Origin of the sequence: Larkinella punicea (genome assembly GCF_003334855.1) — a bacterium.
Taxonomy (GTDB): Bacteria; Bacteroidota; Bacteroidia; order Cytophagales; family Spirosomataceae; genus Larkinella; species Larkinella punicea.
Window position 1 is genome coordinate 1 of the sequence record NZ_QOWE01000006.1, and the last position, 18,158, is coordinate 18,158.

Genomic DNA, 18,158 nt, shown 5'->3' on the forward strand with positions numbered 1-18,158 from the left:
ACATAGGTAACGGTGTCAGGCACCTAAGGCACTGCTGTTTTTATCCATCCCCTACCGCTCAGCCGAGTGACTACCAAAGATAATTCGGTTAATGGTAATCAAAGAGGGTGTCGAACAAAGGTATGATGGTACTTAATTGGCTCATAATCAATCAACAAATCTCATTGTTCGCGTTAATTTTAGCCTTTGGGACGTAATATAATCTCAAAACTAATTGCTGGATGTTTATTTTCAATGATGCGCTGGATACGAGCCATAGGCTGATAGAAATCTGGAACCGCTTTGTAGAAAGTGCTTTACGGATCTACGACTTGTTTTCTTTTCAACTAGAAAATACTTGCCTAAAACCACGTACAAAGTGCCAACCGACAAGGTGAGAAACTAAGCACAAAGACCTCTATCTTTACCAATTGACAAGATAACGAAAAACCGTCCCCGAGTAAACATGAAACACAACTTTACGCTAGCGTTGATTGCCCTCAGTTTTGCCTTCGTCGGCTGTGAAACCAAGCCAGCCATAGTGCCCCTCGTCGGCACCTGGGAACTGATTTCGGCCACCGCCACCGAAAAGGATTCGACGTTTTCGACGTTTAATCCGAAACAGAAAATGATTAAAATTATCAATTCAACCCATTTCGCTTTCCTCAATCACGCCCTGCCGACGGAAAAAGACTCGACTGCTCCGGCGTTCACGGCGGGCGGAGGCAGTTATACTCTGGTGGACAGCGTGTATACCGAACACCTGGAGTATTTCATCGACAAAGCGTGGGAAAATCACAAATTCGAATTTGTGGTGCAACTCCACGGGGATACGCTGGTTCAAAAAGGCGTTGAAAAACTGGAAAAGCTGGGAATTGACCGGATCATTGTGGAGAAATACCGCCGGGTTACGAAGGAATAGCGTTTGCAGAACCGTCCGCGTCGTCCGGTTTTTTGGATGCGTTTTGCCGGGAATCGGTTTACAAATCGTAGGTGAAATTAAAGAAAACACCGGTCTGGCCCTGCCGGTTGACGGAGTAACTGATGCGCCCCACGATGTTGTAGAACGTAGCCACGTCCAGCGCCACGCCCCCGCCGTAGAGCCACGAATTTGCCAGACGGCTGTTGTATTCCTGCGCCAGCGTGCTGTTGACATACCCCATATCGCCAAACAGACTGACGTACAACGCCAGTGGAAGGGTGTTGAACTGCTTCATCGGCATCCAACGGATGTGTTTCCGAACATTCAGCAACTGGTATTTCAGCGTGTTGCGAACCAGTCCATACCGTTGCCCATCAATCACATACAATTCGTAGCCCCGAACAAAATCCGACAAATAGCCCAGACCGCGCAGGTTGGTATACGGCTGACGCTCTGGCCACGAAAGTTTGCCGCGCACGCTGTTGCTGGCGTAAAATTTTGCTCCGGGCGACGCTCCGCCCAGCGGCCAGTAGCGGGTATAACTCGCCATGACTTCAAACAACCGCACATTGTCGGACGGCAGAAGCCCGTATTGATTGGCGGTCAGGTTGAGGTAATGCCCCCGCAATGGATACGCCACGGCATCGCGCCGGTCGTGTGTGAAGAGGTAACTCAGCAGAAAATACCGCTGTCTGGTCTGGCCGTTCAGAAAATAATCGGGATTCAGTTTGGCAACGGTATCGGCAATGGCATTGCGGACCAGCCGGAGTTCCAGGCGGTGGAAGTTGTAGAACTGGTTCCGGCGGGTCAGAATGACGTTGGTGAAAAACCGGTCGCGCATTAGGTCTTCACTTCGGAAATACACCAGTTTATCGAACGCCGAGCGGTAGGCCACTTCCTTGTTGGTCTGGTAGGAAGCCCCAAAACTAATCCCGGTTTTCTGCGCCTTGTCGATGTAAGGGAGCGAGTAGACGACCTGCGTTCGGCGCGTAAAACCAAACTCGAAAATGGCGTTGATTTTGTCGGCATTGCCGGTCACATTTTTGTAGTTCAGCCGTGCTCCGTAAATCGTTCGGCGGAAGCTGCGACCCCGTTCATACCACCACTCGTTGAAGTTGCGGTCGGCCAGGTCGAAAATCGGGATCACAAAAACGTACCAGCGTTCCTTCAGATTGATCTCGATGTCGATCTCGTTCGCGCTGACTTCTTTCGCCGTCACATCGACGGTGATAAACAAATTGGTGTTGGTGACTTTTCTCTGATCCCAGGCCAGTTTTTCGGTTAGTTGCGGGCGTTGGATGGTATCACCGGCTTTCACCTCCAGTTCGCGCAGAATGATGCGCTCCCGCGTCCGGTGGTTTCCGTGAATGTGAACCGACCGAACCACCCAATAATCACGCTGCACGGTATCGGCAACGGCGGATGGTTTTGCCGTTGAATCGGCCAAAGACAACGTCCAGAAAAGTAAGGATAGTAGCATCAAACGTGCGTCATTGACGAGGGCATCTTCAAAAGTACCGCAATAAAAAAATAGGTAAAAACAATCTTCGAATCTTGCAACAAAATCCTTATTATTGTCAGAATCGAGTCTCTTTTTGGCTCCTCCGCTAACCTAAACATCCTTCTTCTCTTCGTTTTTCTCATGAAAGACAAACCCCACCTACGTTTCTGGCAAATCTGGAACATGAGTTTTGGATTTCTGGGTATTCAGTACGGTTTCGGTTTACAGCAGGCCAACATGAGTCCCATTTTCCGGTATCTCAACGCCGAAGAATCCGCCATTCCCATCCTCTGGCTGGCGGGTCCCGTCACTGGTTTGCTGGTGCAGCCCATTATCGGCGCGATGAGTGACCGGACATGGTCTAAACGCTGGGGACGCCGAAAACCGTATTTTCTCGTCGGCGCACTCATCACCAGCTTCGCCCTGATTATGATGCCCAATTCGTCGGCACTCTGGATGGCTGCCAGCCTGATGTGGCTGCTCGATGCAGGTTTGAACATCACGATGGAGCCGTTTCGGGCGTTTATCGGCGACAAATTAAACAACCAGCAACGGAATCTGGGGTTTGCCGTACAGAGTTTCTTTGTCGGGTTCGGGCAGACGCTGGCCAATCTGATGCCGTTCATTTTGCCGATTTTTGGCATCGCCGTGGCGGCCACAGGTGCCAACCTGATTCCTGACTTTGTCAAATACTCGTTTTACATCGGCGGTGTTGCCATTCTGGCTTCGGTGATCTGGACCATGTATACGACCACCGAATATCCGCCCGAGAACATGGAGGAGTTTGAGCGGATGAAAAAAGAGAAGCAGGGCGTTTTTCACGCGTTTGCCGAAGTGTTCGATGCCTTTCGTCACATGCCGACCACCATGAAGCAGCTCTGGTGGGTAAAGTTCTTTACCTGGTACGGTTTGCCGCTGATGTGGCAGTATCTGTCGCTGGCCATTGCCCGCCATGCCTTCGATGCGCCGGATGCGAAAATCAATCCCGAAGGGTTTGCGAAAGGGCTGGAATGGAGCAACTTGTGTTTCGCCCTCTTCAACGTCGGCTGTTTCGGAATCTCGTTTTTGCTGCCGCCCATTGCCAACCGGCTGGGCCGTCGCAGCACCCACGCGGTTTTCCTGACCATCGGCGGTTTGGGTTTTCTGTCCATGCTGTTTTCGCACGACAAATACATCTTCCTCATCGGCATGACGCTGGTTGGCCTGGCCTGGGGCTCCATCATGTCGATGCCCTACGTCATGCTTTCCACCTCCGTTCCCAAGGAGCGGATGGGCGTTTACATGGGTTTGTTCAACGGTTTTATCGTCGTCCCGCAGATTATCAACAACATGACGATCGGGTTTTTGTACGAAACCGTCTTAAACAGCGACCCACGTAATGCACTGGCGCTCTGCGGGGTTTGCCTGATTCTGGCCGCCGGGGCCTGTTTTCTGGTGAAGGAAACCAATCAGGCCGAAGAAGCGGCCTTTCCCCTTGGAGCCGGAGGGCATTGAAGAGATCAGACAAGAGAGGTGAGACAAGAGTGTAAAGACCAATCCATTCGCAGGTGTCTCACTTCTCTTGTCTCACCTCTCTCGTCTAGTTCACCTATTTCAAATCTGCCAGCTTGCTCAGGTCAATGTCTTCGAGCGTGGCTTTGATTTTGCTCATCTCAACGCCATTGCCTTTGGTGGTTACGATGAAACGGTTGTTGATCAATACCGCAATTTCGCCGTTTTTGCTTTCGTTGTCGTATTTTTCGTAGGCCTTGTAGTCGCCAAATTTGGTGGTTTTTTCGTAACCATTTTCGGTTTCCTTGTCCACTTCGATAATCGACCAGGCAGCCATACCCATCAGCGCACCTGTCCCGCCCGCATCGACGATGTTCACTTCGATGGATTGGCTGTCGTCGTCGTTGCGGTATTCACCTTTGGCGGTGGAAATGTTGAAACCGGCCATGCCGTTCTTCTCGCCGGTGGCTTCTTTGCGGGCCAAACCGTCGGCATCGGCGGGGAGCATTTCTTTCAGTTTGCGGAAATCGACGGTTTCGACCGGACCATTTTTCTGCATCTCTTCCGCCTGATCAGCCATTTTTTTCAGTGCATCGACGCTTTCGCTGGCCGAAATCGAGGTCCCGTCATCGTCCGATGATTCGGCTTTTTCTTCTTCTTTATTGCCTCCACAGCTCATCAACAGCGTAGCTGCCAGCAAGAAAACGGGTACTGATTGGATCAGTTTCATTCGTAGTTTGGATTGGTTTAGTCAAGAGTTTATGCACCAACCGGATTCTGCCGGAGGAGTTGAAGCAAAGAAAGAAGGATTCTGTTTACAATGTATTCATTATTGAGGCAGCGGTAAGAAATCGCCCGCTGCTACCGGTTTTTTCCGGAACTCTGGAGAGCCGCCTGTTTCCGGAAACTCACCACCAGTAAAAAAATACCGGCGAGTACGGCTGGAATGCTCAGGATTTGACCCATATTGAGGGCCAGCGTTTTTTCAAACTCAACCTGATCTTCTTTCAGAAATTCGTAGAAAAACCGCAGGCCAAACACCCCGATCAGGAAGATGCCGAGCAAACTGCCCCGGGGCGTATTCTGCTTGTAGCGGTTCCAGAACCAGAACAGAAAGAGGCAGATGAACAGGCACGAAATGGCTTCGTACAATTGCGCCGGGTGGCGGGGAATCTGTAGATACTCCGTGTTGTTAACAAAGACGAATCCCCAGGGAACGTCGGTGGGGCGGCCGACAATCTCGGAGTTCATCAGGTTGCCGAGCCGGATGAAACAGCCGCCCAGGGCCACGGCGATGACGATGCGGTCGGTCACCCAGAGGAACGTCTGTTGGGTAGCCAGGCTGGACTTCCGGCGGGAGTAGAGCCACAAACCGGTCAGAATCCCCACGGTGGCACCGTGGCTGGCCAGTCCGCGGTAGGGGGGAAGAATCACCTCCAGCGGGTTTTTGAACAGAACTTCGGGTTCGTAGAAAAGAAAATGGCCGATTCGGGCACCGAGAACCGTGGCAATGACCATGTAGAGGGTCAGGGCATCAATGTCGCTGATGGGTTTGCCTTCGCGTTTGAAGATGTAGAGCATGATTTGCTGGCCCAACAGAAAACCGAGGGCGAACAGGAGACCATACCAGCGAACGGAGAAAGAGCCGATAGAAAACAATTCGGGATTAACGTCCCAGATGATGTAGGAGAGCATTCGATTTCGTGACGTGTTAAAAAATAGACCCGCATCGGCGGCTCAGGGTTTGAGTTCTGCGGCCCAACCGGCTGGTTGAAGAGCTGGCCCGGCGCGGATTGCAAGCAAAGATAGAAAAGATTTAATGAAGGACTTGTTATCTATTATGAAAACCGTGTTGATTGGTTTCGTTCGATTTTACCAGGGCGCCCTCTCGCCCTACCTGCCCAATTCGTGCCGGTATACGCCAACCTGCTCCCAATACATGATTGAAGCCGTGCAGAAATACGGCGCTTTGAAAGGCGGAGAACTGGGGTTGAAGCGCATTGCGCGCTGTCATCCGTGGGGCGGGAGCGGCTATGATCCGGTTCCCTGATGGGGGTGGAGACCGGTCGCAGGCTGACATTTTGTCGCAAAATCCGGGGTAGCCTGATTATTGATCGGGGTGGCTGGCGACGGTTACCGGAGCAAAAACGACTACTGATTGACAACCATGGAAATAACGGCAGATAACCGATTGAGACGATTGATCGTTGTGGGGGACCGGGTGCTGGTGAAACCCAAAAACCCGAGTGAACGCACCAACAGCGGTTTGTATTTACCACCGACCGTAACGGAAAAAGAACAGGTTCAGAGCGGCTATGTCATCAAAGTGGGACCGGGGTATCCGATTCCTGCGCCGTCGGAAGAGGAGCCCTGGAAGGAAACCGAAGAAAAAGTAAAATACATGCCACTCCAGGCCCTGGAAGGCGATCTGGCCATTTACCTCCAGCGCAACGCCATCGAACTGGAATACGAAGGTGAAAAATACTGCATTGTTCCGCAGTCGGCCATTCTGTTGCTGGAACGTTCCGAAAACCTCTTCGATTGACAAAGGGTTATGGAGGATAAGCCGGAAAAGCGGCTTTTAAACCTTTTACGGTATGCAAACGGTATGGTTGATGGGAGTACTGCTCAGTATGACCCTGGTTGGAGTCACGGAAAATAATGGTTTTCAAAAGAAATCCCTGAAAACCGTACTGGATGAGAAGCGGAACGACCGGCGCATTTTGCTGGTGTATGGGACTGATCCGGCGCAACCTGCTTTTTTGCAGCAGCAAAAAATCCTCCAAACTGAAAAAGCGGGCCTGGATGAACGCGACCTGGATGTAATCATGCTGACTGCCGCCGAACTGCCGGAAAGTGACCGGCAGTTTCTGGCAAAAAATGCGTTTCAGTTAACCCCCGCCGACGTTTTCAAAGGCTGGCTCATCGGCAAAGACGGCGGGGTAAAACACACGTTCAAAAAAACGATCAAACCCGGCGAGGTATTCCGCATCATCGACAGCATGCCCATGCGGCAGGCGGAGACCCGGAGACAGTAGGTAACAAGGGTTACAATCCTTGGACGTTACATCAAATTTAATTGAACCACGACCGACAGGAACTGGTAACAACCTGCTTTGGTTTTGGAAAATTCGTCGGATAAACCGGCAAACTGGCTGGGAATGGCCTTGTAGCGGCCAAACTGGGATTCTCCGCACGGAAGTGGTGTGGCTGAAACGCAGGTAGAACGGTCGCAGATCAGGTCGGTATGCAGGCGCGTAAACCACACTTTCAGCCGGTTCAGGCTCTGTTGGTAATCGAAGGCGCGCTGGCGAAGATTCTGGTGGTTGAATTGCTCCAGAACATCATCCAGGAGGGTCATCAACTGCTCAATTTCCTGTTCGTAGCTCGTCAGGGCAAGGGCCCACCGCTTGTTTTCGGAATGACAATTTTCCAGTTGATACATTTCCAGATCGGCAATTGAATTCTTTAGCGGTTCCATCGTATTCATATTTTCCGTAAAGCTGCCGGTTCGCCCGGACCTTCGCCATGACATTCGTCAGTTTTTGACGTGAGGATTGTTAATTCGCGGTAAAACAGAGATCAGCCGGTTGGCTAACGGATCTCATTCCCGGGCGGTCTTTTCGCAGCGACTTTTGTGTCATCAATTATTCCTTACGACGATGAACACGAAACTCGCTTTTCCCGCCCACTCTGTTGCCGATCAACCTGCTCCTTTAAACTGGCGTACCCGGTATAACCGTGCCATCAATGTTCTGGAAACCGGCGATTACCGGTTTACGGTCATGGTGGCCCTGCTGATCATCCAGAGTTGCGTCATAACGCCGGCTTCACTACTGGTTTTTCAATATTTTGATTTCGGTTACAGCGACATTTTCGCCGGTGTCGCGGTGGTTAGTTTCTTCGGCGTACTGGTTTCTAACCTCGGCCTGTTGTCCGTACGGTTTTGTGTCCAGCTTTTTACCGTTAATCTGCTGATTCACATTGCGATGGTAGCGGTTCATTTCCTGCGCTAAGCATTTCCTGCCACGCCTTTGGCAGACTGCTCGCTGAATTCCATCGTTCGCAAACGCCTGAATGGTTATTTCCGAACAAAAAGCCCCCTGACCGCATTGGTGCGGTCAGGGGGCTTTTTGTTCAGCCGGTTAAATAAACGGCTGTGGTTGCGGTGTTTGGATGTTTACCGCCGACTTGATCCGGTTTTGGAGTTCCAGATCCAGAATTCGGGCGTATTCCGTCCACTCCTGATCAGCAGCCGTAAAGTCATCCCCTCTTTCTTTTTCATCCGCTTTGTAATGCTTCTCGGCATCTTTTACGTACGAAGCGGCCAGGTTGAGGGCATAGGCATACATTTTCTGAATTTCATCGAACGAAAGGTCACTTAGATTTTTCATGGGTTTATGTCTGGTATACGTTCTTAACTACCGGACACCACGAAATGTTAAGCCAACCTTTGGGTCGGTTTCTTTCTTACCTTTGCTAAGACAAGCACCTTTAAAGACCGGTAAGGAATATGGATGGTACGCTATGGGCTCTGGGTTTGAGCTTTATTTTGCTGTGGATTGTCAAACAACGGCGTAAAATCACCCAACGCATCTACCTGTTTGCCGGGCTGATCCTGATTATTGTCTATTTGTTTATTCGTTTCTGGTGAGAAAGGAAAAGAAAAGAGGGAAGGGCATTGGCAAGCCCTCCCCGTTTTGATCAATTCAGCTTATCGGGGCCGATGGGAGCAGGTACGGCATTTTTGACCGGTTTGGTGCTTTTCAGGTATTGAAATACCGCCTGAATGTCTTCCTCCGCCATGTCGGTGTAGTTGAACCAGGGCATAGGAGGCAGCAGCGGCCGGGCGGTGGCAATGCCTTTGGATTTGCCCTGGGTCAGCGCCGTTTTGAATTGCTGGTAGGTCCAGGTACCGATTCCCGTGGCGTCGGACGTGAGGTTTGCCGCAAAACTAACACCCCAGGGACCAACAGCCGACGTTCCATCGGGACCAAATAGCATCCAGCCATTTTTCAGGGCCTCCGGCACCACCTTCCCAACCGGCCGACCAGCCGGATAACCGGATAAATGCAATTCCGGAATGACCTCCGGCCCCTGAGCCCCCATGCGTTTGGGAGAATGGCAATCCTGACAACCCAGAATGCCAACCAGATACTTCCCCCGTTTGATCGTGGCTTCATCCGATTGGGGGGCGACCACGTTATTTTTTTTCGGAGGGCCTTCATTTTTGGTAAAACCGGCCAAAAGAGACACGCAAAGAAGGGCAATCGGGAGTGCCGACAAGTGAATTTTTTTCATACAATGTGCTGGGTTGATTACTACTTATCAGTATAACAGACGAAGACAAATCCGATGATCGCTATTGCATCATCATCAATCCCTCGAGGCTCACCTGGATGTCGTCGCCCACTTGTTTAATGGTGTATTGCATCGGATAGTAACCCGCCCTGGCAAACTTGGCAGGAACCGGCACGCTCTTGGCAAGATTAGGTTTGCTCTTCAAAAACTCGTGCGTAACCATCGGTTCAATAAAGGTGACTTTGCCATCGTAGGAACCGAAAATCAACGTTTCGGTAAACTTACCCGTACCGGCCAGTTCAGGAGATGCGGGATTCGCCCAGTGAACGCCCATTTCTGGCACACCGGCCGGCAGACGAATGTAGTTGCTGGGCAAATACCCGGCGGCCGGCAGATTGTCGAATTTCGCTTTGGCGGCTTCATAGACCGGAATCGCCTTCCGCTCGGCCAGGGGCTGCATGTAGAAGTGCATATCGAAGTGGCCCACGTCATAGACGCCCGGAGGCTCGTGTCCGGTGTGCAGGTAATCGAGCATGATGTGGTCGAAGGGCGTTTTGCCGACGGCTTCGGCCGGTAGGCTCAACACCAGCGCCACTCCGCCGTGTGGCAGGTTGTCCAGCGCCCCTTTGGTGAGGGTGAATCCAATGGAAGTAGGTTTGTTGTCGGCTGTAAACTTCACCCAGGAATAGGCCTTACCATTGCCCAGTGACTGTTCGGTTCCTTTATAGGTCGGGGCAACTGCAACCGTGTCGTCGTTGTCGCCACAGCCCGTCAGAAAGAGCAGGGCCAGCAATGGAATGGTAAAAAGTTTTTTCATGTGATAGTGAGCTGTTTTTTTAGTTGAGAAAAAATACTCCTGCTGTTTCGACGCGCTGGGAATACGGCGTAAAAGTCGGGATTTGTGAGAGACTGCTGTTAGCTCAAAATAGACATTCTTTGTCTCATTTTCGACAAAATAGGTTTCAGAGGCTAGAATGGCCCTATTTTCGTCTCGTTTTATGAACACAACGGCGCCACTGAGGAGGGCCGAACAAGCCTGATTTTTTGATTGGAGAAGTGCAGGATCTTAGCATTCTAGTGTCCTATGTTACCATTTTTGGCTATATTGGTTACATTGGCACCTGAATTGTTTGAGTATTTTAAAGTTTATGAGTAAAATTACTCTAACGTGTAACTTTAAAATTAACTAGCCCTCCGTTTCCCATGTTTGAATCCATTCGCTCATACCTTCGATTGAGACGACTTGCCAAAGCTTTGCATGAATCCCAGGACAATCAGTACACCAATCAAATTGATGCTATGCGGGCCTGTAACCGCTTGTTTCGCGACGGCGGAAAGGAATTTTCAGTTGTTAAGCATAAAAGTGAGACCCTTTTCTGGGTGGTCTCCAAGAAGTCGGCGGAAGCCCTGATAAAAGAAGGACACCAGATTTTAAAACCGTATAAATAATGGGATAATTACTTACCAATTGGTATGTTATAACCCGGAAAACCGGCCGGATGCCTAGCCTTACCGCAACTTCTCATTTTCGAGGTGCCGGCTTGCATCCCGGCTGGTTTTCTTTTCCAGATTCTTTTGAAAAGCCGCCGTTAAGTCAACGCCGGTTTGGTTGGCCAGGCAGATCAAAACCCACAGAACATCGGCCATTTCGTCGCCGAGATCCTTGTCTTTGTCGGATTCTTTTTCCGATTGTTCGCCATACCGGCGGGCAATGATCCGGGCCACTTCGCCGACTTCTTCGGAGAGCATGGCCATGTTGGTGAGTTCGTTAAAGTAGCGGACGCCGATGGTTTTAATCCATGCATCGACGGTGTCCTGGGCTTCGCGTAGTGTCATAAAAGGAGCAGGCAATACCCCAAAAGTGCAGGACCGTCGTTGCGACGGAAAGCCTGTCCGGAGCATTGCCTGCAAATCTAGGCGTTTTTAAGCAAGACGCCCAACGCAAATTTATCCGCAAATAATACCAAATTTTGCAGGAATCGGTTAAGTTTGCTCCTCTTCTGCCTTTGCAGGTTAGTTTGCACACGACTGATGAACGCCCGCTCCGACACCCCAAACGACCTGATGCACTGGAATGCTTTCCGGGAGGGAAGCGAGTCGGCTTTTGCGGCTTTGTATTCGGCGCATTACCGGCATTTGATCAACTACGGCCGGCGGTTCGGGGCCGATCAGGCCACCGCCGAAGATGCCATTCACGACGTGTTCATCGACCTGTGGAAGTATCGCCAGACGCTGACGCAACCGCAATCCGTTCAATCTTATCTGCTGAAAGCATTCCGCAACCGATTGGTGACCCAACTCGCCGAGCGACAGCGCCGGTTTGCCGAAACCGATGTGGAAGAACAATTCGGTTTGTTACCGGTCGAGCCTTCGGCCGAAGACCGGCTGCTGGAGGACAAACTGAATCAGGAACAGCACGAACACATTCAGAGTGCTTTCACGACCTTGTCGCCCCGGCAGCAGGAAATCCTGTATTTGCGGTACTTCACGGATTTGAGTTACGATGACATCTGCGCCGTGATGGGCATCACCTACAACACCGCCCGGACGCAGTTGTACCAGGCCCTGACCGCCCTCCGCAAACGCCTGCAGACCAACTGGCCGGTTTTACTGCTGCTGCTGGGGCTGTTTATGAATCGCTGATTCGTTTTTTTTACAAATTTTTCCTCCGTTCATACTACAAAGCCCCCGGTTTCTGCTCTTACCGTTAATTGATTCTTCAACACGGCATGAAACCGCAGGAATACTACGCTACCCTTGAATCCATTGACCTCGCCCGGGATCCCGACTTTCAGGCGTGGATAGTTGCCCCAACGTCAGAAACGAATCAGTTCTGGGAGTCGGTGAAAGCCCTCTATCCACAGCAGCAAAGCACCATCGAGCAGGCCCGGTTGCTGGTGATTGGTCTGGAATCTACCTGGCAGGTCTTGCCCGAAAGTGCCGTAGAGAATTCTTTTCAACGACTCCGCCTGAAACAGCTTGCGCTGCAACCCGAACCGAAGCGGCTGTTTTTCAGACCGGTTTTTTACCGGTATGCGGCTGCCGTCACCCTGCTGTTGCTGGCGGGCATGGGTTGGTGGCTGTATGAAGGGGCCACGTCGCCGATTGAGTACAAAACCGCTTACGGCCAGATTCAGACAGTGACTTTGCCGGATGGTTCGGTCGTGACGCTGAATGCTAATTCCATTTTGCAAATGTCGGGCGACTGGCAGACGGAAGGGCGCCGGGAGGTACATCTAACGGGTGAAGCATTCTTTGACGTGAGCAAAAAACCGCTGGGCCGACGGATGCCGTTCGTGGTGCATACGGGTGCTGCTGACGTGGTGGTGCTGGGTACGCGCTTCAACGTAAACACCCGCCGGACCCGCACGCAGGTGGTCTTGCAGGAAGGAAAAGTGAAGCTGGCATTGCAGCAACAACCCGATGTGATGATGCAGCCGGGGGATCTGGTGGAAACGACGGGCGGCAAAACCGCACTCCGCCGGGAGCGGGTCGATGCCGGGCGCTACGTGGCCTGGCGCGACAATTTACTGGTGCTGGAAGAGGAACGTCTGGCCGAAATTGTCCAGCGATTGAATGATGAGTACGGACTCACCGTCTCGATTACCAACAAAAACCTGCTCAATGAACCCTTTACGGGATCGGTACCGGCCAACAAACCGGAGTTATTGATTCGGCTGATTGCCGAAACCTTTCGCTTGCGAATTGATAAACAGGACAATCAAATCGTTTTATCCAATTACAAAAATGAATAAATCCCTACCAACCCGAATCCGACTGGCGATTTTGGGCCTGTGGTGTCTGACGACCACGGCTGAAGCGCAGATGCTGGCATCGAACACGATTCCCCGGCATCCCCATTTGATACAGGAATTTCCCCGGAATGCCCGAAACGGCAACCCAACGGTCCGGTCGCTGAGTGACGTGCTGCGCGACCTGGAAAAGAAATATGGCATCAAGTTCGCTTTTCAACGGAAAACCCTGCGCGACAAAACCGTGAGCCTGCCGCTGCCCGCTACGGCCGACCGGGAAGCGGTTTTGAAAGCGGTTTTGAAACCCAACAACCTGACTTTCCGCAAAGTCGATGACTATTATTATGTGATCGTCGACGCGGACGAGGCCACGAGTCGGCTGGCTCCGTTTGTTGCGCCCCTGGAAAACAGCCAACTGGTGCAGTCGCGGCCGGGAACCATACCGGATGAGCGCCTGGATCTTGCCGTTACATCGGCCCTGCTGATGCGGCAACCGCTGGAAATTACCGTTCAGGAGCGCCGGGTGACGGGCCGTGTCACGGCGGAGGAAAATGCCGACGGTTTACCGGGGGTCAGTGTGGCACTGAAAGGCACCACCCGCGGTACGACGACCGACGCATCCGGTAATTTTGCCTTTTCCGTACCGAACGAAGGCGGAACGCTGGTGTTCAGCTTCATCGGGTATCTGACGCAGGAAATTCCGCTGGGCAGCCAGTCGACGGTCAATGTAACGCTGAAACCGTCGGACCAGACGTTGAATGAAGTGGTGGTGGTGGGGTATGGAACGCAGCAAAAGCGGGATGTAACCGGGTCGATTGCGTCGATCAGTACCAAAAATATCAAGGACCAGCCGGTTCCGAACATTGTCGAAGGCTTGACAGGCCGGTTGCCGGGGGTGCTGATTCAGCAAAATACCGGAGCGCCGGGCAACAGTCCATCTATCAAAATCCGGGGGCTGGGGTCGATCAGTGCCGGCAATGGTCCGCTGGTCGTCATCGACGGGCAACCGCTGAACTCGGGCGATCTGGCCAACGGCGGGGGATTGAACCTGCTGAACCCCAACGATATTGATAAAATCGACATCCTGAAAGATGCTTCGGCGACGGCCATTTACGGATCGCGGGGAGCCAACGGGGTGGTGGTGGTCACAACCAAACGCGGCAAATCGGGTCAGGCGCGGGTAAATTTCGATTACTACACCGGCGTTCAGCAGATTACCAAAAAAATGGACATGCTGAATTCGCAGCAGTTTGCGGAGTTTTCCAAAGAAGCCTTCAACAATGCTTACCTCCAGCGGGTGGCTGGTGCCGCCATTACGGATCCCAACTCGGCCCGCCCGGCTGGTCAGCGGTATCGGTATCCGCGCGGGGAGTTTGCCGGAGTCAATTTCGACGATCCGGGCAGTCTGCCAACCTACGATTACCAGGACATGATTTTTCAGAATGCGCCCATCAGCAGTTACCAGTTGACGGCATCGGGGGGCAGCGAGAAAGTGCAATACATGGTGTCGGGAAACTACCTGAAACAGGATGGTGTCGTCAAACGTTCGGGGATCGACCGGTATACCGTCCGGACTAACATCGATGCCGAGATTACAAAGTACCTGAAAATGGGAATCAGCCTAAGCCCGTCGTTTTCGGTGGAAGACCGGGTCAATACCGACGGGCACTGGGCCAGCAACGGGGTGATCAATGCCGCATTGAGTTTGCCGCCTTTCGTTCCGATCTACCAGCCTGGAACGTCCGTTTATAACTCTCAGGCTTTCTATGCCGCCCCCTACGACTGGCCGGGCATTACCAACCCGGTTGCCAACATCTTCGAAATCGATAACAAACTGCGGACTACGCGTCTGTTGGGCAACGCTTATGCCGAGGTGAAATTGCCATTTGGCATCCTGTATCGGGGTACTATTGGTGGCGATGTGCGGCATGCGCGGCAGAACTACTACCAGACCTCATCGCTGCCGCTGAATCAATTGTTGCCGCCGACTGCTAACTCAGCCTATGCGGAAAATCTCCAGGAGTTGAACTGGGTGACCAACCATACCTTAAACTATACCAGGCAAATCGGCGAAACACACCGGTTCGAAGTGCTGGTGGGTTTGGAAAGCCAGAAGAATGATTTCGAACGCAGCCGGATCGATGCCAACAACTTCCCGAATGACCTGGTTCGGACGGTGAATGCGGGGACGATTATCGGAACCCAGGCGGGCCGCAATTTCCGGGATCAATGGTCGCTGGCGTCGTATTTTGGCCGGGTTGCTTACTCCTTCAAAGACCGTTATCTGGTCAATGCGTCTTTCCGGCGCGATGGCTCATCGCGGTTTGGCATGAACAGCCGCTGGGGTACGTTCCCCTCCGCTTCGGTGGGCTGGCGCGTATCTGAAGAGTCTTTCCTGAAAAACAACCGCGTTATTTCAGAATTGAAACTCAAAGCGAGCTACGGGATTTCTGGAAACAATGCCTTCACCAGCAACTACCCGTCGCTGGGGCTGTTGGGTCCGGACAATTATGTGCTGGGCAACGCACTGGCCAACGGTCTGGCGGTCAGCTCCATCGGGAACGACAACCTGACGTGGGAAAAAAGTCGGCAAACCGACATCGGGCTTGAACTGGGCGTTCTTAGTAACCGGATTTTCCTGACGGTGGATTACTACAAACGCATCACGACCGATCTGTTGCTGGCCGTGCAGGTTCCGACCCTGACCGGTTTTTCATCGGCCGTCAGAAACATTGGTAAAGTCGAAAACAAAGGGCTTGAAGTGGCCTTGAACACCCGGAACCTGACGGGTGCCTTTAGCTGGACGACGGATCTGAACTTCTCGTTTAACCGCAATACCGTGCTGGCACTCGGACCCACCGGCGACCCCATCCGCAGCGGTACGGGCGTCGGCGAGTCGAACATCACCATGATTGGCGAACCGCTGGGCAGCTTCTTCGGCTATCGGCAAATCGGCGTATTCCGCGACCGGGCCGACCTGGATTCGTATCCCCACTTTGCCGATTCGCAGCCGGGTGATGTCAAATTTGAAGACGTGAACGGCGACGGAAAAGTGGACGCCAACGACCGGACGCTGATTGGCAACAACCAGCCGGATTTTATTTACGGAATTACAAATACATTCAGTTTCAAAGGGTTCGATCTGGGTATTGTAGTTCAGGGCGTTCAGGGTTCGACCATTCTGAATCTGTCTCGCCGGTTTTATGAAAACCTCGAAGGAAATGCCAACTCACTGACCACGGCACTCAACCGCTGGCGGTCACCGGAGCAACCCGGCGATGGCACCACGCCCCGCGCCAACACGCGTACGACGGGGAACAACAACGCCATTTCGTCGCGCTGGGTCGAAGATGCCAGTTATTTCCGCATCCGGAACATTACGCTGGGCTACAACATCCCGAAAACGCTGATTCAGCGTGTGAAGGTGCAAAGTCTGCGGTTGTATGGTGGGGTGCAGAACGCCCTGACGATCTCGAAATACCTGGGCTACAATCCGGAGGTGAGCGGGTATGAAGGTCCGCTGACCGGCGGAGTCGACTACGGCAGTTACCCGCTGGCCCGTACCTACACAATTGGCGTAAACATTGGTCTTTAATCTCACTCTTCCATGAAACGGAACTATTTGTATATCACCTTTTTAAGTCTTGTATTAACAAGCTGTAAGGATGAATTTCTAGCCTTGTCGCCCATTTCACAGGCCAGCACGGCGACGTTCTACCGAACCGGTTCCGACCTGCTGAATGCCTTGAACGGAGCATACGGGGCTTTGCAGTCCGGCGGTCAGTATGGCCAGTATTACGTGGTTGCGGAAATACCGTCCGACGATACCCGCCCCGTATTATCCGGTTCGGTAACGGATCAGGACGAGTTCGATAAATTTTACATGCGAACCACCAATCCATTCGTGGCCACTCGCTGGAGCGACGGCTACCGGGGCATCTACCGCTGCAACGCCATCATCGACCGGAGCGCGGGGGTTACTATGAACGAAGACCAGAAAAAACGCATCGTCGGCGAAGCGAAATTTTTGCGGGCGCTGATGTATTTCAACCTCGTCCGGGTTTTTGGCGATGTTCCGCTGGTGGTTCAGGAAGTGGTCGACCCGCAGGAAGGTTATAATTACGGACGCACACCGGTTGCAGATGTGTATGCGCAGATTATCCAGGATTTAACGGATGCGGAAGGGGTTTTGGACGTTAGTTATACCGGAGCCAATGTGGGCCGGGCCACGCGCGGAGCGGCCAAATCGTTGTTGGGAAAAGTATATCTGACCCAACGGCGGTATGCCGAAGCTGCGGCCAAACTGAAAGAAGTGATCGACGCCGGAACCTACGATTTGCTGCCCAGTTACGCCAGTGTTTTCCAGGCATCGGCCAAGAATCATAAAGAATCAATTTTTGATGTCCAGTACAAAAAAGGCAGCATCGGCGAGGGCAGCGGTTTTGCCAATACCTATGCGCCCGAAAACTCGGGCAACGCGGTGATTCAGTTTGGGGGTGGGGGCAACAACCAGCCCACGGCCGACATGATCGCGGCTTATGAACCCGGTGATTTGCGGAAAGATGTATCGCTGGCGACCAGTTACACCAATGCCAGTGGGGTGCGGGTAGACTACAATTTTGTTCGCAAATACCGCGATGCGCCCGTTATTTCCGGCGATTCGGAAGACAACTGGCCGGTTTTGCGCTATGCCGATGTCTTGCTGATGTATGCCGAAGCGCTGAATGAAACCGGCAATACGGCCCAGGCGTTGCCCTTCCTGAACCGCATCCGGCAACGCGCCGGACTGGCCGCCAAAACCGCCACTGATGCCGGAACACAAGCCGCCATGCGGTTGGCCCTGGAACAGGAACGACGGATTGAACTGGCATTCGAAGGCCACCGCTGGTTCGACCTGGTGCGCACGGGTCGGGCGCTGCCGGTGCTGCGAGCCAAGGCGGCCGCCATCGGCATCCAGACCAATCTGACCGAAAACAACCTGGTGTTTGCCATTCCGCAGAGCCAGATCGACATCAACCCGACGAAAATTACCCAGAATCCGGGGTATTGATTTGATTAGAGTAAAGAGATGAGACAAGAGAGATGAGATAAGAGAGATGAGATAAGAGAAGCGAGCGTATGATTTTGTCTCACTTCTCTTGTCTCATCTCTTTGCTCTAGTCAGTAGATTATTGACCATCAGCGGCTTTGGGTGTTTGAGTCATCAGCATTC

At 52.4% G+C, this 18,158-nt stretch carries 20 protein-coding genes; 12 read left to right on the forward strand and 8 right to left on the reverse strand.

From position 1 onward, the window contains the following. The first annotated feature begins 445 nt into the window (after window positions 1-445). The gene (locus tag DUE52_RS08325) at window positions 446-901 is read left to right on the forward strand and encodes a DUF4488 domain-containing protein (protein WP_165840896.1); all 456 of its coding nucleotides are present in this window, start codon (window positions 446-448) and stop codon (window positions 899-901) included. A 58-nt stretch (window positions 902-959) separates the two neighbouring features. Here the strand turns inward: DUE52_RS08325 and DUE52_RS08330 are convergent, their stop codons facing one another. Then, window positions 960-2,381, reverse strand: a complete 1,422-nt coding sequence (locus tag DUE52_RS08330) for a BamA/TamA family outer membrane protein (RefSeq protein ID WP_114405540.1) — start codon at window positions 2,379-2,381, stop codon at window positions 960-962. A 162-nt stretch (window positions 2,382-2,543) separates the two neighbouring features. On the opposite strand from DUE52_RS08330, the gene DUE52_RS08335 reads away from it, so the two are divergent. After that, on the forward strand, window positions 2,544-3,896 hold the full coding sequence (locus DUE52_RS08335; RefSeq protein WP_114405541.1) for an MFS transporter: 1,353 nt from the start codon (window positions 2,544-2,546) through the stop codon (window positions 3,894-3,896). A 94-nt stretch (window positions 3,897-3,990) separates the two neighbouring features. Here DUE52_RS08335 and DUE52_RS08340 read toward each other — a convergent pair whose 3' ends face one another. Both DUE52_RS08340 and lgt read right to left on the reverse strand, forming a co-directional pair. Continuing rightward, the gene (locus DUE52_RS08340) at window positions 3,991-4,623 is read right to left on the reverse strand and encodes a transposase (protein WP_114405542.1); all 633 of its coding nucleotides are present in this window, start codon (window positions 4,621-4,623) and stop codon (window positions 3,991-3,993) included. 131 nt (window positions 4,624-4,754) lie between these two features. After that, the gene (lgt, locus tag DUE52_RS08345) at window positions 4,755-5,588 is read right to left on the reverse strand and encodes a prolipoprotein diacylglyceryl transferase (protein WP_114405543.1); all 834 of its coding nucleotides are present in this window, start codon (window positions 5,586-5,588) and stop codon (window positions 4,755-4,757) included. Window positions 5,589-5,733: 145 nt separating this feature from the next. Between lgt and yidD the strand changes: the two genes are divergently transcribed. The 3 genes from yidD to DUE52_RS08360 all read left to right on the forward strand — a co-directional run bounded on the left by yidD (window position 5,734) and on the right by DUE52_RS08360 (window position 6,931). Further along, window positions 5,734-5,943 carry a membrane protein insertion efficiency factor YidD gene (yidD, locus tag DUE52_RS08350; protein ID WP_222930262.1) on the forward strand — a complete coding sequence of 70 codons (210 nt, stop codon included), beginning with the start codon at window positions 5,734-5,736 and terminating at the stop codon, window positions 5,941-5,943. A 117-nt stretch (window positions 5,944-6,060) separates the two neighbouring features. After that, the gene (locus DUE52_RS08355) at window positions 6,061-6,438 is read left to right on the forward strand and encodes a co-chaperone GroES (protein ID WP_114405545.1); all 378 of its coding nucleotides are present in this window, start codon (window positions 6,061-6,063) and stop codon (window positions 6,436-6,438) included. A 52-nt stretch (window positions 6,439-6,490) separates the two neighbouring features. Beyond that, on the forward strand, window positions 6,491-6,931 hold the full coding sequence (locus DUE52_RS08360) for a DUF4174 domain-containing protein (protein WP_229312108.1): 441 nt from the start codon (window positions 6,491-6,493) through the stop codon (window positions 6,929-6,931). Between the two features lie 26 nt (window positions 6,932-6,957). Here DUE52_RS08360 and DUE52_RS08365 read toward each other — a convergent pair whose 3' ends face one another. Further along, window positions 6,958-7,428 (reverse strand): hypothetical protein, encoded by a 471-nt coding sequence (locus DUE52_RS08365; RefSeq protein WP_133299791.1) that lies wholly within the window; start codon window positions 7,426-7,428, stop codon window positions 6,958-6,960. Between the two features lie 127 nt (window positions 7,429-7,555). Here DUE52_RS08365 and DUE52_RS08370 point away from each other — a divergent pair, with 127 nt between their 5' ends. Beyond that, window positions 7,556-7,909 carry a hypothetical protein gene (locus DUE52_RS08370; protein WP_114405547.1) on the forward strand — a complete coding sequence of 118 codons (354 nt, stop codon included), beginning with the start codon at window positions 7,556-7,558 and terminating at the stop codon, window positions 7,907-7,909. A gap of 129 nt (window positions 7,910-8,038) precedes the next feature. Here DUE52_RS08370 and DUE52_RS08375 read toward each other — a convergent pair whose 3' ends face one another. Continuing rightward, window positions 8,039-8,287 (reverse strand): hypothetical protein, encoded by a 249-nt coding sequence (locus DUE52_RS08375; protein WP_114405548.1) that lies wholly within the window; start codon window positions 8,285-8,287, stop codon window positions 8,039-8,041. A gap of 119 nt (window positions 8,288-8,406) precedes the next feature. Between DUE52_RS08375 and DUE52_RS32360 the strand changes: the two genes are divergently transcribed. Next, window positions 8,407-8,547, forward strand: a complete 141-nt coding sequence (locus tag DUE52_RS32360; protein ID WP_165840897.1) for a hypothetical protein — start codon at window positions 8,407-8,409, stop codon at window positions 8,545-8,547. Window positions 8,548-8,597: 50 nt separating this feature from the next. Here DUE52_RS32360 and DUE52_RS08380 read toward each other — a convergent pair whose 3' ends face one another. Next, window positions 8,598-9,194, reverse strand: a complete 597-nt coding sequence (locus tag DUE52_RS08380; protein WP_114405549.1) for a c-type cytochrome — start codon at window positions 9,192-9,194, stop codon at window positions 8,598-8,600. A 61-nt stretch (window positions 9,195-9,255) separates the two neighbouring features. Further along, the gene (locus DUE52_RS08385; RefSeq protein ID WP_114405550.1) at window positions 9,256-10,011 is read right to left on the reverse strand and encodes a DUF5602 domain-containing protein; all 756 of its coding nucleotides are present in this window, start codon (window positions 10,009-10,011) and stop codon (window positions 9,256-9,258) included. Window positions 10,012-10,397: 386 nt separating this feature from the next. Here DUE52_RS08385 and DUE52_RS08390 point away from each other — a divergent pair, with 386 nt between their 5' ends. Beyond that, window positions 10,398-10,643 carry a hypothetical protein gene (locus tag DUE52_RS08390; RefSeq protein ID WP_133299792.1) on the forward strand — a complete coding sequence of 82 codons (246 nt, stop codon included), beginning with the start codon at window positions 10,398-10,400 and terminating at the stop codon, window positions 10,641-10,643. 60 nt (window positions 10,644-10,703) lie between these two features. Here DUE52_RS08390 and DUE52_RS08395 read toward each other — a convergent pair whose 3' ends face one another. Beyond that, window positions 10,704-11,030 (reverse strand): nucleotide pyrophosphohydrolase, encoded by a 327-nt coding sequence (locus DUE52_RS08395; RefSeq protein ID WP_114405761.1) that lies wholly within the window; start codon window positions 11,028-11,030, stop codon window positions 10,704-10,706. Between the two features lie 195 nt (window positions 11,031-11,225). Between DUE52_RS08395 and DUE52_RS08400 the strand changes: the two genes are divergently transcribed. The 4 genes from DUE52_RS08400 (at window position 11,226) to DUE52_RS08415 (ending at window position 17,996) form a co-directional block, all read left to right on the forward strand. After that, a complete protein-coding gene (locus tag DUE52_RS08400) occupies window positions 11,226-11,837 on the forward strand; it encodes an RNA polymerase sigma factor (protein WP_114405552.1) in 612 nt (203 codons plus the stop codon). An 86-nt stretch (window positions 11,838-11,923) separates the two neighbouring features. After that, window positions 11,924-12,949 carry a FecR family protein gene (locus DUE52_RS08405; RefSeq protein ID WP_114405553.1) on the forward strand — a complete coding sequence of 342 codons (1,026 nt, stop codon included), beginning with the start codon at window positions 11,924-11,926 and terminating at the stop codon, window positions 12,947-12,949. After that, window positions 12,942-16,541 carry a SusC/RagA family TonB-linked outer membrane protein gene (locus DUE52_RS08410; protein WP_229312109.1) on the forward strand — a complete coding sequence of 1,200 codons (3,600 nt, stop codon included), beginning with the start codon at window positions 12,942-12,944 and terminating at the stop codon, window positions 16,539-16,541. Before DUE52_RS08405 ends, DUE52_RS08410 begins: the two co-directional genes overlap by 8 nt. 12 nt (window positions 16,542-16,553) lie before the next feature. Beyond that, window positions 16,554-17,996 (forward strand): RagB/SusD family nutrient uptake outer membrane protein, encoded by a 1,443-nt coding sequence (locus tag DUE52_RS08415; protein ID WP_114405554.1) that lies wholly within the window; start codon window positions 16,554-16,556, stop codon window positions 17,994-17,996. The last annotated feature ends 162 nt before the right edge of the window (window positions 17,997-18,158 follow it).